The 12,643-nt window shown below is 66.3% G+C and carries 12 protein-coding genes and 1 tRNA gene; 11 read left to right on the top strand and 2 right to left on the bottom strand.

Translation table 11 applies throughout. The features are described from left to right. Window positions 1–9: 9 nt before the first annotated feature. The 8 genes from fdxH to NCR34_RS18620 all read left to right on the top strand — a co-directional run bounded on the left by fdxH (window position 10) and on the right by NCR34_RS18620 (window position 9,062). On the top strand, window positions 10–942 hold the full coding sequence (gene fdxH / locus NCR34_RS18655) for a formate dehydrogenase subunit beta (RefSeq protein ID WP_250500878.1): 933 nt from the start codon (window positions 10–12) through the stop codon (window positions 940–942). Next, entirely contained in the window at window positions 929–1,579 is a 651-nt protein-coding gene (locus NCR34_RS18650; protein ID WP_175942253.1) for a formate dehydrogenase subunit gamma, read from the top strand. Before fdxH ends, NCR34_RS18650 begins: the two co-directional genes overlap by 14 nt. A gap of 214 nt (window positions 1,580–1,793) precedes the next feature. Next, window positions 1,794–2,828, top strand: a complete 1,035-nt coding sequence (gene fdhE, locus NCR34_RS18645) for a formate dehydrogenase accessory protein FdhE (RefSeq protein ID WP_250500877.1) — start codon at window positions 1,794–1,796, stop codon at window positions 2,826–2,828. Continuing rightward, window positions 2,825–4,276, top strand: a complete 1,452-nt coding sequence (selA, locus tag NCR34_RS18640) for an L-seryl-tRNA(Sec) selenium transferase (RefSeq protein WP_284506609.1) — start codon at window positions 2,825–2,827, stop codon at window positions 4,274–4,276. Before fdhE ends, selA begins: the two co-directional genes overlap by 4 nt. Next, window positions 4,273–6,198, top strand: coding sequence for a selenocysteine-specific translation elongation factor (selB, locus tag NCR34_RS18635; protein ID WP_250500876.1), 1,926 nt, complete (start codon window positions 4,273–4,275; stop codon window positions 6,196–6,198). Before selA ends, selB begins: the two co-directional genes overlap by 4 nt. A 45-nt stretch (window positions 6,199–6,243) precedes the next feature. Continuing rightward, window positions 6,244–8,247, top strand: coding sequence for a VTT domain-containing protein (locus NCR34_RS18630; RefSeq protein WP_250500875.1), 2,004 nt, complete (start codon window positions 6,244–6,246; stop codon window positions 8,245–8,247). A 43-nt stretch (window positions 8,248–8,290) separates the two neighbouring features. Then, entirely contained in the window at window positions 8,291–8,911 is a 621-nt protein-coding gene (locus NCR34_RS18625; protein WP_250500874.1) for a DedA family protein, read from the top strand. Between the two features lie 55 nt (window positions 8,912–8,966). Beyond that, window positions 8,967–9,062, top strand: a tRNA-Sec gene (locus NCR34_RS18620). 74 nt (window positions 9,063–9,136) lie between these two features. Here NCR34_RS18620 and NCR34_RS18615 read toward each other — a convergent pair. Together NCR34_RS18615 and NCR34_RS18610 are read right to left on the bottom strand one after the other, a co-directional pair. After that, entirely contained in the window at window positions 9,137–9,415 is a 279-nt protein-coding gene (locus NCR34_RS18615; RefSeq protein WP_250500873.1) for a hypothetical protein, read from the bottom strand. 79 nt (window positions 9,416–9,494) lie between these two features. After that, entirely contained in the window at window positions 9,495–10,316 is an 822-nt protein-coding gene (locus tag NCR34_RS18610; protein ID WP_250500872.1) for a polysaccharide deacetylase family protein, read from the bottom strand. A 565-nt stretch (window positions 10,317–10,881) separates the two neighbouring features. Between NCR34_RS18610 and NCR34_RS18605 the strand changes: the two genes are divergently transcribed. From NCR34_RS18605 to NCR34_RS18595, 3 genes are read left to right on the top strand one after another with little or no spacing between them, the layout of a single operon-like run. Then, entirely contained in the window at window positions 10,882–11,583 is a 702-nt protein-coding gene (locus tag NCR34_RS18605) for a beta-ketoacyl synthase chain length factor (protein WP_250500871.1), read from the top strand. After that, window positions 11,570–12,361: a lysophospholipid acyltransferase family protein gene (locus tag NCR34_RS18600; protein WP_250500870.1), complete on the top strand. Its 792-nt coding sequence runs from the start codon at window positions 11,570–11,572 to the stop codon at window positions 12,359–12,361. The genes NCR34_RS18605 and NCR34_RS18600 overlap by 14 nt, the downstream gene beginning before the upstream one ends. Further along, the gene (locus NCR34_RS18595; RefSeq protein WP_250500869.1) at window positions 12,342–12,641 is read left to right on the top strand and encodes a phosphopantetheine-binding protein; all 300 of its coding nucleotides are present in this window, start codon (window positions 12,342–12,344) and stop codon (window positions 12,639–12,641) included. Before NCR34_RS18600 ends, NCR34_RS18595 begins: the two co-directional genes overlap by 20 nt. Window positions 12,642–12,643: the final 2 nt, after the last annotated feature.

Genomic DNA, 12,643 nt, shown 5'->3' with positions numbered 1-12,643 from the left:
GAGACGAGAATGGCTCTGCAATCGCTCGATATCAAGCGCGTTTCCGCCACCACCACGCCGCCGCCGCAGATCCGCGAGCCGGTCACGGGCACCGTCGCGAAGCTCATCGACGTGTCCAAGTGCATCGGCTGCAAGGCCTGCCAGACGGCGTGCATGGAGTGGAACGACCTGCGCGACGACGTGGGACACACGACCGGCGTCTACGACAACCCGCGCGATCTCACCGAACATTCGTGGACGGTGATGCGCTTCACGGAGTACGAGAACCCGAAGGGCGACCTCGAATGGCTGATCCGCAAGGACGGCTGCATGCACTGCGAGGACCCGGGCTGTCTGAAGGCGTGTCCGTCGCCGGGCGCGATCGTTCAGTACACGAACGGCATCGTGGATTTCCACGAGGAAAACTGCATCGGCTGCGGCTATTGCGTGACGGGCTGCCCGTTCAACATTCCGCGCATCTCGAAGGAAGACAACCGCGCGTACAAGTGCACGCTCTGTTCCGATCGCGTCGCGGTCGGGCAGGAACCGGCATGCGTGAAGACGTGTCCGACCGGCGCGATCATGTTCGGCACCAAGACCGACATGATCCAGCAGGCGGAAGACCGCGTGGAAGACCTGAAGGAGCGCGGTTTCGAGAACGCCGGTCTGTACAACCCGGCCGGCGTGGGCGGCACGCACGTCATGTACGTGCTGCATCACGCGGATCAGCCGGGGCTGTATCACGGGCTCGCGGAAAATCCTCGCATCAGTCCGCTCGTGTCGGTCTGGAAGGGCGTGACGAAGCCGCTCGCGGTCGCGGGCATGGCGCTCGCCGCGCTGGCCGGATTCTTCCACTACACGCGTGTCGGTCCGAACGAAGTGAGCGCGGAAGAGGAAGCCGAGGCGCAGCGCGAGGTCGAAGCCGCACGCAACGAAAGGGAGCGTTCGAATGAAACACGATAGCGAATTGCGCGACGTGCGAGGCAACCGCCTGATCGTGCGCTACACGCCGAACGAGCGCACGAACCACTGGATCACCGCGATCAGCTTCGTGCTGCTCGCGTTGTCCGGGCTCGCGATGTTTCATCCGTCGATGTCGTGGCTCTATGCGATCTTCGGCGGCGGGCAATGGACGCGCATCCTGCATCCGTTCGTCGGCTGCGTGATGTTCCTGTCGTTCATGGTCCTCGCGTTGCGCGTGTGGCATCACAACCATCTGGACAAGAGCGACATCCAGTGGATGAAGCAGATCGACGACGTGCTCGCCAACCGCGAAGACCGCCTGCCCGAGATCGGCAAATACAACGCCGGTCAGAAGCTCGTGTTCTACGTGATGGTGGCGAGCCTGCTGTTGCTGCTCGCATCCGGCGTGGTGATCTGGCGCGCGTACTTCGCGTTCTACTTTCCGATCACCGTCATCCGGCTCGCGGCGGTCGTCCACGCGGCGACGGCTTTCGTGTTGATCATGTCGATCATCATCCACATTTATGCGGGACTGTGGATCAAGGGATCGATCAGCGCGATGGTGCGCGGAACCGTGACGTATGGATGGGCGCGCAAGCACCATCCGCGCTGGTTCAAGGAAATCATCGGCAAGTAGGCGTCGCGGCTTTCTCGCGACACGCCGGCAGTGATCCGAACCGCTCGCGCCTCGTCAGGCCGGGCGGTTCTTCTTTGCGCAGCGCGATCCGCGCGACGCAGCGCACGCAGACGTGCGCCGTCTGAACGCTATCCGACAAGCTGTTATTCTTCTTTTCAATGCGACGCTTCTGCGCCGCACTCAAAGCACCGAAGCATTCCAAGGACGAACTCAAGTGGTCCAACGCATACTCGAATCCGCTGCATCGATCGAAGCACTCGATCAGTCGGCCATTCCACGGCTGCGCATGCCTGAACGCGCAACGGTCTTCAGCGCACGCGCCGCGCGCCTGCGCCAGCTTGCGGACGCGAGCCATCCCATCGCGGGCTATTTGCGGCTCATGGCGGCGCTCGCCGACGCGCAACAACACGTGCTCGCCGACTTCACCGCGCCGATGCCATCGCGCGAATCCATCGCGCTGAACCAGCAGCATTCGATGCCCATCGTTCCCGCGCTCGGCGCGAACCAGCGCGATCCCGCATGGCGCGACGTGCTCTTCATGCTGCTCGATCGCATCGAAGCCGCTGGCGCGCTGACGCCGCCGCTCGCGCAACTCGTCGCGCATCTGCGATCGATGTCGGCCGACGCGCTCGACGCGCAGGCCGACGCCATTCTCGCTTTGCGTTTCGCGGAGATCGAGCCCGCCGCCGCGCCGTTCATCGTCGCGGCGCTGCAAGTGGTGTGGACGGACATCGCGAGCCGCATCGGCAGCGCGGAAGTGCCGTATATGGACACGTCCGGCGTGTGTCCCGTCTGCGGCACGATGCCGGTGGCGAGCATCGTACGCGTGGGCGGCGTGCACGAAGGCTATCGCTATGTGCAGTGCGGCCTGTGCTCGACGGAGTGGCACGTCGTGCGCGCGAAGTGCTCGAATTGCGATTCGACCAAGGGCATCGCGTATCACGCGATGGACGGCGCGGAAGCCAGCACCGCTCAGACCGCCGAAGACGAGCAAGCCCGCGCCGAACGCGCGCGCAACGCGCCGCTGAAAGCGGAGTCGTGCGACGAATGCGGCACGTATCGCAAGATCGGCTATCAGGAGAAAGCGTACGACTTCGAGCCGTTCGCGGACGATCTCGCGAGCCTGACGCTCGATCTTCTGATGGGCGATGCGGGCTTCCGACGCCCCGCGCCGAATCCGTGGCTGTGGCCCGAACAGAGCGCATCGGACGAAGCGAGCCAAGCGGACGAATCGGACGAAGCACGATGAGCGACGTGACCGGCGGCGACGGCAGCGAACTGCGCGCGCTGATGGCCCGCGTGCCGTCGGTGGAGCGCGTGCTCGCATCGGCGCTGTTCGAGCCGCTCATCGACGAATACGGCCGCACGCAGACGCTCGCCGCCTTACGCGCGACGCTCGACGCATGGCGCGCCGACGCGCAGGCGGGCCGCGCATCCGTGGAAGCGCTCACGGAAACGATGCTCGGCCACGCCGTGAGTCTGCGGCTCGCGAGCCGTGCGCAAAGCCGCGTGCGCACCGTGTTCAATCTGACGGGCACGGTGCTGCACACGAATCTCGGCCGCGCGCTGTTGCCGGACGAGGCCGTGCGCGCCGTGGCCGACGTGCTCACGCGTCCCGCGAATCTCGAATTCGATCTGGATACCGGCGCGCGCGGCGATCGCGACGACCTGATCAACGGGCTCATTTGCGAACTGACGGGCGCGGAAGCGGCGACGGTCGTGAACAACAACGCGGCGGCCGTGCTGCTCACGTTGTCCGCGCTGGCGCCGAGGAAAGAAGTGATCGTGTCGCGCGGCGAGCTGGTGGAGATTGGCGGCGCGTTTCGCATTCCGGACATCATGAGCCGTGCGGGCGCGAAGCTGCGCGAGGTCGGCACGACCAACCGCACGCATCTGACGGACTACGTGGAAGCGATCAACGCGAGAACCGCGCTTCTGATGAAGGTCCATTGCAGCAATTACGCGGTGACCGGCTTCACGAAGGAAGTCACGACGGCCGAACTCGCGCCGCTCGCGCATGAACGCGGCCTGCCGGTCGTCGTCGATCTCGGCAGCGGCACGCTCGTCGATCTGACGCAATGGGGCCTGCCGCGCGAAGCGACCGTGCGCGAGACGGTGGAAGCGGGCGCGGACCTCGTCACGTTCAGCGGAGACAAGCTGCTCGGCGGACCGCAGGCCGGCCTCATCGTCGGCGCCAAGGATCTGATCGCGAAGATCAAGAAGCATCCGCTCAAGCGCGCGCTGCGCGTCGGCAAGCTCACGCTCGCGGCGCTCGAAGCGGTGCTGCGCCTGTATCGCACGCCAGAGACGCTGCAAGCGCGCCTTACGACGCTGCGCCTGCTCACGCGGCCCGCCGACGCGATGCGCCTCGCCGCCGAGCGCATTCAGCCCGCGTTGCAGCGCCTGACAGGCGACGCGTTCGCCGTGACGACCGAGCCGATGTTCAGCCAGATCGGCAGCGGCGCGTTGCCGGTAGACGTGCTGCCGAGCTACGGCCTCGCCGTGCGGCTTGCGAGCGGCAAGCGCGGCGGCGGGCAACTGAACCGCATCGAGCGCAAGCTGCGCGCGTTGCCGCGTCCGGTTATCGGGCGCATCGCGGACGGCGCACTCTGGCTCGATCTTCGTTGTCTCGAAGAAGCCGACGAAGCCGCTTTCATCGCGCAACTCGACGGCCAGGGCCGGAGCGAAGACGCATGATCGTCGGCACGGCGGGGCATATCGACCACGGCAAGACCACCCTCGTGCGCGCGCTGTCGGGCGTCGACACCGACCGCCTGAAAGAAGAAAAAGCGCGCGGCATTTCCATCGAACTCGGCTACGCGTATGTGCCGCTCGCGGATGGCGGCATGCTCGGCTTCATCGACGTGCCGGGCCACGAGAAGCTCGTGCATACGATGGCGGCGGGCGCGAGCGGCATCGACTTCGCCCTCGTCGTGATCGCGGCTGACGACGGCGTGATGCCGCAGACGCGCGAGCACCTCGCGATTCTCGAACTGCTCGGCGTGACGACGGGCGCGGTGGCGTTGACGAAGACCGACCGCGTCGACGAAAGCCGCGTGCGCGACGTCCACGCGCAGATCAGAACGCTGCTCGCGCCGACGCCGCTCTGCGACGCGCCGATCTTCGACACCAACGCCACCGCCGCCGACGATCCCGGCGTGGCCGCGCTCAACGCGCATCTTCGCGATGCCGCCGCGCACTGGCGCGCGCGGCGCGACGATGGCTTCTTCCGCCTTGCCGTCGATCGCGTGTTCACGCTGTCGGGGCAAGGCACGATCGCGACGGGCACGGCGTTCGCGGGTCGCGTGAGCGTCGGCGACGTGCTCGCGCTCGCGCCGCGAGAATCGGCGAACGAAGTGCGCGTGCGCAGCATTCACGCGCAGAATCGCCCAGCGGAGGCGGGCCACGCGGGCGAGCGTTGCGCGCTGAATCTCGCCGGCATCGAGAAAGATGCGCTCGCACGCGGCGACTGGATCGTGGATGCGCGCATCGCGAAGGCGTCGGAGCGGCTCGACGTCGAACTGACGCTGCTCGCCGATGCCGGGCTCACGCTCGCGCACTGGACGCCGCTGCATGTGCATCTGGGCACGACGCATCGCGTGGCACACGTCGCGTTGCTGGAAGCGGATGCGCTCGCGGCGGGACAATCGGCCCGCGTGCAGCTCGTCTTCGATCAACCGGTATGCGCGCTGCCGGGCGACCGCTTCATCGTGCGCAATGCGCAGGCGAGCCGCACGGTAGGCGGCGGCCGCGTGCTCGATCCGTTCGCGCCCGCCCGCAAGCGCCGCACGCCGCAGCGCCGAGCGTGGCTCGATGCGCTGGCCGCCTGGCTCGACACGCATCGCGCCGATGCGCTTTTCGATGAGTCGCCGTACGGCTTGCCGCGCTCGCTCGTCGAGCATCTGTGCGGCCGTCCGGCGGCATCGGTCGCGCTGCCGGACGGCTTGCGCCGCGTGCCCTTGTCCGACGATGCGCTTTTCATCGCCGCCGCGCATTGGGACGCGCTTGCCGCGCGTCTCACGAACGCGCTCGCCGCTTTCCACGAACGCTTTCCCGACGAGCAAGGCCCCGACGCCGCGCGTCTGCGCCGCATGGCCGCGCCGCTCGCGTCCGATGCGCTGTGGCGCGCCCTGATCGACGACGCCGTGGCGCGCGGAACCGTCGCGCGCAGCGGGCCGTGGCTGCATCTGCCGTCGCATGCGGTGGCGCTCGATGCGGCCGAAGAATCGCTCGCGCAGGCGGTGCTGGCGTCGATCGAACGCGGACGTTTCGATCCGCCGTGGGTGCGCGACCTCGCGCGTGAACACGGCGCGCAGGAAGACGACATGCGGCGCCTCTTGCGCAAGCTCGCGCGGCGCGGCGACGTGTTGCAGGTCGTGCGCGATCTCTTCTATTCGCGATCCGCCATTGCCGAGCTCGCGCGGCTCGCCGCCGAACACGCCAGCACGCGCAATGGTGCGGCCAGCGGCATAGGCGCAGCAGAGTTTCGCGACGCGAGCGGTCTCGGCCGCAAACGCGCGATACAGGTTTTGGAGTTCTTCGACCGGGTTGGTTACACTCGCTTTCATCGCGACCTGCACCTGTTGCGCACCGACAGCCGCTGGCACGAGCCGGTCTGAGCGGCTCCCGCCACGCCCTCTGCGCTTTTTGCGCCAGGCGAACCGATGGAGCATTCCTACTACGCGCTGCTGCATCTGCTGTCGGGCCATCCCGAATGGACGCTCGCGGTCGTGCTGCTGGCGTCGTTTCTCGAATCGGTCGCATTCATCGGCACCTTCGTGCCCGGCAGCACCGCGATGTTCATCGCGGGCGCGCTCGTCGGCGCGGGCGCGCTGAATCTCGGCTGGGTATTCGTCTGCGCGATCGCGGGCGCGATTGCCGGCGACGCCGCGAGCTTCTGCTTCGGCGCGCGCTATGCCGATGTCATCGCGCAGATGTGGCCGTTCCGCCGCCATCCGGGCGCGCTCGCCGCCGGCAAGCGGTACTTCCACGCGCACGGCGCGAAGAGCGTGGTGCTCGCGCGCTTCGTGGCGCCGATGCGCGCCGTGGTGCCGGTCGTCGCGGGCCTGTCGGGCATGACGCCCGCGCGCTTTCTGGCCGTCAACGTCCTGAGCGCGCTCATCTGGGCGCCGCTGCATATCCTGCCGGGCGTGGTGTTCGGCGCATCCATCGAACTGGCGGGCGCGGTGTCGATCCGGCTCGTCGTCATACTCGTGGCCGTGACGGCAATCGGCTGGCTCGTCTTCAATCTGGCGCGCGTGATCGTCGGACATGCGAAGGGCTGGACGGTCGCTTCGCGCGCCAGGCTGCTCGCCTGGGCGCAGCGCAACGACGGCGCGCCGGCGCGAGTCGTGTGGCGCGCGCTGGATCCGGCGAATCCCGCGACTTCGCTCATCGTTGCCATTTCCGTGTTGCTGCTCGCATCGGCGATGGCGTTTTTCTACGTGATGTCGAACGTGGCGCGCGGCTCGTCGCTCGTGCAGGTGGATGTCTCGACGTACCGCCTGTTGCAGTCGTTCCGCTCGACGTGGGCGGATTCGATCCTCGACGGCGCCGCCGCGCTCGGCAGCACGCCGACCTTGCTTGCGGTCGCGGCGACCGTCATCGTCTGGATGATTTTCGAGCGGCGCTGGCGCACGGTCGCGTACTGGGTCGTCGCGGTCGTGTTCTCCCAACTGCTCGTTGCCGCGATTCGCGTGACGGCGCATCACCGCTTGCCGCTGTCGTTCGCGCCGGTGGAGCACACGTTCCCGAGCCCGCATCTCGCGGCGGCCGTCATCATCTACGGCTTTCTGGCGTTTCTGCTGCTGCGCCGCGTGGGCATGCTGACCGGCGTGTGCATCGCCACGGCGACGTCGGGCATCGTGACGGCCATCGCGCTCGCGGGCCTCTACTTCGGACGCTTCACCATCTCGGACGCGCTCGGCAGCGCGGCGCTCGCGGCCATGTGGGTGTTTCTCATCGCGCTGACCGCCGTGTGGCGGCATCCGGGGAAGCCCAGACGCCGTCCGCTGATGCCGTTCGCGATCCTCGCCGTGATCTGCGCGAGCGTCGGCTTCCAGTTGAGCGACGACACGCAGGCGCACAGCGCCGCGCCGCCGACTGTCGTCATCACGCCGATCCAGTGGATGGACACCGTGTGGCGCACCTTTTCATGCTACCGGTCGAGCATGGACGGCGACCGCCGCGAGCCGATCACCGTGCAATGGGCCGCGACGCCTGCGGAGATTCGCGCGCAGCTGTCGAGCCGCGGCTGGACGCAAGCGACCGGACTGACGATGAAGAGCGTGATGTCGGTCGTGTCGCCGAACGCGCCCGCGACCGCGCTGCCTGTGCTGCCGCGCCTGAACAACGGCGAGCCGTCGAAGCTCATGTTCACGCGCTCGCGTCGCGGCGCCGACGAGCGCGATGTGCTGCGCTTCTGGCCGACGCGCTATGTGCTGAAGGAACGCCCCAATGCCACGCCGACGCCAATCTGGCTCGGCTCGATCGTCCATGAGCGGCTGCGCCGTCCCTCTTGGCCGTTCAACGTGCTGCGCCCGGACCGGCGCGTCGACTCGATGGCGCTCGACCGTGGCGATGCGCCGTCATGGCACGGCATCGAAATTGCGAACAGCGCCGGGTGCGGCAGCGTGCCGGTGATGCTGGTCCAGTCGAGGCCCCGATGATCTTTCGAAGCGAATGCCGACGCGCGCGCCGCGGAGGTGGCAGTTGATTCAGATTCCGCCGTCGGCGATTGCGCAGTGGGGCGCGGCCGCGGTCTTCGGCAACGTGCTGCTGACGCGGCTGGGCGTGCCGCTGCCGTCGGCGCCGCTGCTCGTCTTCGCAGGATCGATGATCGCGAGCGGGCGGCTGTCGCTTTCGCATGTGCTGATCGCGGCGGTCTGCGGCGCGCTGCTCGGCGACAGCGCGTGGTTTTCGGCGGGGCGCATCTACGGACGGCGACTCGTGGCCGCGCTCGCGCGCCGCTCGTATGCGATCGATTCCGGCATGCGCACGACGAGCGAGCTTTTCGAGCGGTACGGCGCGCCGATCATCGCGGTATCGAAGTTCGTGCCGGGGCTCGGACTCGTCACGCCGCCGCTGATGGGCACGACGCGCATCGCCGCGCTCGTCTTCCTTCTCTGGGATGCGGCCGGCATTGTCGCGTGGTCCGCGTTCTGGGTGCTGGGCGGCGCGTTGTTCCAGCGGCAATTGCACATCGCGCTAGTGGAGTTGCAGATGCATGGCGCGACCGTCATCGATCTGCTCGCGCTCGTCGCGTTGCTGTACTGCGCGTATCGTCTGCTGCGACGACGCACGCCGGGGCAGTCCGGCGACGATGCGCGCTGACGCGTGCGTTTTTCGTTCCGCCGTTATAATCGTGGGCTTCGTTTGTTTCAGCCGGGGAAGGCATTCGTATCCGGTGGTGCGGCTGGGCTTCAAACCCAGTTGGGGGTGTCAGACACTCCCAGGTAGGTTCGACTCCTGCTGCCTTCCGCCAATGCGCTTTGGGCGTGACCGGAGCGTCGCGCGCTCCTAGTTCGTCGCGTTGCTTCCCGGCCGACCCTCGATTGCTCAGCTAGCCACGCACGAGAACGTGAGCTCCGCATCCTGCGGCGTCCATCCGCGAACGCCATGCGTCTGCATATCGACCTGGTGCATTCGCTTTCCTTGTTGCCTGCAGTATTCATCGGCGCGCTTCAGGCTCGACGCCTTGATTTCGCCCCACGGAGTCATCCCGCCGCGTATTTGTGTCGTCACGGTGTAGTTTGCGTCGCCGGCCGGGGCAACTTCGGAGACGGATGTACAGGCTGCCAGAAAGACGGAGGCGGTAAGGACGGTAACGAGCTTCATTCTGTTTGAGTGACCGCTAGGGTCGAGAAAACGAGACGGTGGGAAATGCGTATGCGTTGCTATACCGTGCGACGCCGAGTCAGAGTCGCTCGTCATGCGTTCGATTCACTGAAGAACACGGTGTGCCTTCGTTACGCGCATCGCGCAAAGTGATGAAGCGCAGTCCCGACGACCGAACGCTGTCGATGAGCCGAGGCAGCACCGTAAGCACGACGGGTTCGCCTGTCGCTGTCAATGCCGCGCCGGCGTCGTGAACAAGAAGGATGTCTCGGGCGGCGAGTCCATCCACCAGTCGCTCGAGCACGCGATCAGCGTCACATTCCCGCGTATCGAATCCTCGCCGCGTCCACGCCGCGAGTCGAAGGTCCAGCCGTTGCAGCACCGGGTCGAGAAAGAGATTTCGCAACCCGGCGGGCGCGCGAAAGAACATGGGCCGCTCGCCTGTCAGCGCTTCGAGCGTCCGTTGCGCGGCCGCGATTTCCTTCGCAAGCCAGAACGGCCACGTGACCGAGAACGTGTGCACGTGCCTATGCGTGTGATTCTCGACCGCATGACCTCGCGCGACGATCTCCCGTACCAGCGCCGGATGTTCCGCAGCGCGGCTTCCAATGCAGAAGAATGTCGCGCGCACGCGATGCCGATCCAGGATGTCCAGAATCTTCGGCGTTACGACCGGATCAGGGCCGTCGTCGATCGTGAGCGCCACTGCATCGGCGTTGGCGGGCGTGTCGGGCAGGCGGGTCCAGTTCTGGCCCAACAGAGTCGAGCGCGGCCACAATCCTATCGAGACCACGATCATGTGACTCGCGAAGACACTCGCGAGCCACCATAGCCACGCCGAAGGACGCAGCAGCCATCCCACTAGCGCGACCCCGTGCCAGGCGCAGGTCGCGACGTACATCGGTGGATAGCCTGTGCGCGGCCAGCATCTCGGCGCGCCGGCAGCCGGCCGCCAAATCATTTGCCTCATCTTGTATGCAGCCTGCGCCACGTCGGCCTTCGGTCCGTATGGCCGAGGTGTCAAATTCAGTCAAGCGGCGAACGATATCACGCGCGCGGGCACGTGGTGACGCACCGGTTCGATAAATGGTTCAAAAATCGCTGGGCAGAGGCATCCTTTACCGCCCCGGAAGATAAATGTGGCGCGCGCGGTGCATCTCTAGTCGCGATTCGTCGCGTCGATGAGACGAAGCGGAAAGAAGTGCGGACTTTCCCTATTCCTGTCGGCCTCAACGTCGGTATCATTTGCGCCCCACGCCAGCGATACCCCGCGCGCACGCAGGATTTCTGCGTCGAGACGCTAAATACTCGCTGCGCCGTGCCGTTAATTGGACGGATCACTTAATTACGTCGCTCACTTACTAGGAAGTTATCGGGTGGACTGCCGCCGGACCGTGCGCGCTGCGTTGCGCGGTCGTCGGCTATTTCGCCCCGATGCTGATTGTTCTCAACGCGCAAATACCGATATGCCCGATCTGCACTGGACCATTCCGGTTGCGCGCTGGTCTTTTTGGCCTGCCACCGCGACCGTCGCTCCTGACGTTAGCTTCGTCGCGCCAATGGCGCGGCGCCGGCTCAGTGCGCTATCGCGGGCGGCGCTCAAGGTTGCCTTCGATTGCGCATCGGCGCTGCCGACGGTGCGCGTCGTATTCGCGTCGCGTCACGGCGAACTGCGACGCACGACCGGCATCCTCTGCGATATCAGCGCGGGCGAAGCCGTCTCGCCGACCTCCTTCAGCCTGTCCGTTCTGAACGCGATGACCGGCGTGTTCGGCATCGAGCGCGGCGACCGTGCGCCCGCGAGTGCGGTGTCGGCGGGCGCGCAGACGCTCGGCTGCGCGTTGCTGGAAGCCCACGCGCAATATGCGACGGATGCTTCGTCGCCGGTGCTCGTCGTCTACGCCGACGAGCCTGCCGATCCGGCCTATGGAACGATTGAAGACGAAGTGGAGGGCGGCGCGCTCGCGATCTTGCTCGATGCGTCCGCGCAAACCGGGCGGCTCGAATGCGTGCGCACTGGGTTCGCCGATGACCGGAGCAAGGCGTTCGCGAGCGCCCAATACGTCACGCAAAGCGAAGCGGTCCGGCAGTGTCTGGACGCGAAAGCGCCCGTTCAATGGCGCGGCGCGACGTCGACTTGGCAATGGAATTGGCATGAAGGCGTGTGACTATTACTGGCGCCTTGTCGCGACGGCCCTTGCGTTCACTACCTTCGGCATCTGCGGACTCGGCTTCTCACTGATCGTTTTCCCAATTGCTTCGGTATGGCCGCATCGCGCGTCGAAGCAGCGCATCATCGCCGCGATTATTCACGCGTTCTTTCGCGCGCTCGTCGCCGTGCTCGTCGGCGTGCGCGTGATGAAGCTCGACGTGAGCGGCGCGCACGCGCTCAATCGCAAAGAGAAGGGCGCCGCGATCGTGGTCGCCAATCATCCGACCTGGCTCGATGTCATGGTGCTTTTGTCGCTCACGCCGCGCGCATGCTGCGTCGTGAAGAGCGCGCACTGGAGCAACCCGTTCTTCTGGGGCGTCATGCGGGCGGCGGATTACGTGAGCAACGCGGATCCGATCGAACTCGTGGAAGAGGGCGCGCGGCAACTCGCCCGCGGCTACACGATGATCGTTTTTCCGGAAGGCACGCGCAGTCCCGCGCGCAATCGGCTGCATGAGTTTTCGCGCGGTTTCGCGCACATGGCGCTCCAATCGCGCGCGCCGATCCTGCCCGTCCTGATCGACTGCGACCCACCCGCGTTCACCAAAAACATGCGCTGGCACGACGTGCCCGAGCGCGCGTTCCATATGCGCGTGAGCGTGCTCGACGCGCTCGGAGCCGACACGCTCGTCACTCGTGATGAGCCGCCCGCGCTCGCCGCCCGAACCCTGACGAACGCGCTGCAAACCTACATTACCCGGCATCTGATCGACCATGGATTCTTTAAAGCTTGAAATCAAACGGCTTCTGATCGAAGCACTGGATCTCGAAGACCTGACGCCCGACGATATCGCCGACGATGCTCCGCTCTTCTCCACCGATGGCGTCGGTCTCGACTCCATCGACGCGCTCGAGATCGGCATCGTGCTGCGCAAACACTATCAATTGACGATCGCCGCCAACGACGAGCGCACGCGCGAGCACTTCCGCTCGATCAACACGCTCGCCGAACTGGTCGCAAGCCAGCGCGAGACTGCGCGTGCATCGGACGACACTGCAACAAGAGGGGAATGATT

The organism is Caballeronia sp. GAWG1-5s-s (genome assembly GCF_023631445.1).
Classification (GTDB): Bacteria; Pseudomonadota; Gammaproteobacteria; order Burkholderiales; family Burkholderiaceae; genus Caballeronia.
The sequence above is the reverse complement of the archived record's forward strand: the minus strand, read 5'-3'. Positions and strand labels throughout refer to the sequence as shown.

What these genes read in the sequence shown, in the direction of transcription:
- NCR34_RS18615 (WP_250500873.1), bottom strand. Translation starts at nt 9,415, where the DNA reads ATGAAGCTCGTTACCGTCCTTACCGCCTCCGTCTTTCTGGCAGCCTGT.
- fdxH (WP_250500878.1), top strand. Translation starts at nt 10, where the DNA reads ATGGCTCTGCAATCGCTCGATATCAAGCGCGTTTCCGCCACCACCACG.
- NCR34_RS18600 (WP_250500870.1), top strand. Translation starts at nt 11,570, where the DNA reads ATGAAGGCGTGTGACTATTACTGGCGCCTTGTCGCGACGGCCCTTGCG.
- NCR34_RS18650 (WP_175942253.1), top strand. Translation starts at nt 929, where the DNA reads ATGAAACACGATAGCGAATTGCGCGACGTGCGAGGCAACCGCCTGATC.
- NCR34_RS18610 (WP_250500872.1), bottom strand. Translation starts at nt 10,316, where the DNA reads ATGTACGTCGCGACCTGCGCCTGGCACGGGGTCGCGCTAGTGGGATGG.
- NCR34_RS18595 (WP_250500869.1), top strand. Translation starts at nt 12,342, where the DNA reads ATGGATTCTTTAAAGCTTGAAATCAAACGGCTTCTGATCGAAGCACTG.
- NCR34_RS18605 (WP_250500871.1), top strand. Translation starts at nt 10,882, where the DNA reads ATGCCCGATCTGCACTGGACCATTCCGGTTGCGCGCTGGTCTTTTTGG.
- selB (WP_250500876.1), top strand. Translation starts at nt 4,273, where the DNA reads ATGATCGTCGGCACGGCGGGGCATATCGACCACGGCAAGACCACCCTC.
- NCR34_RS18630 (WP_250500875.1), top strand. Translation starts at nt 6,244, where the DNA reads ATGGAGCATTCCTACTACGCGCTGCTGCATCTGCTGTCGGGCCATCCC.
- selA (WP_284506609.1), top strand. Translation starts at nt 2,825, where the DNA reads ATGAGCGACGTGACCGGCGGCGACGGCAGCGAACTGCGCGCGCTGATG.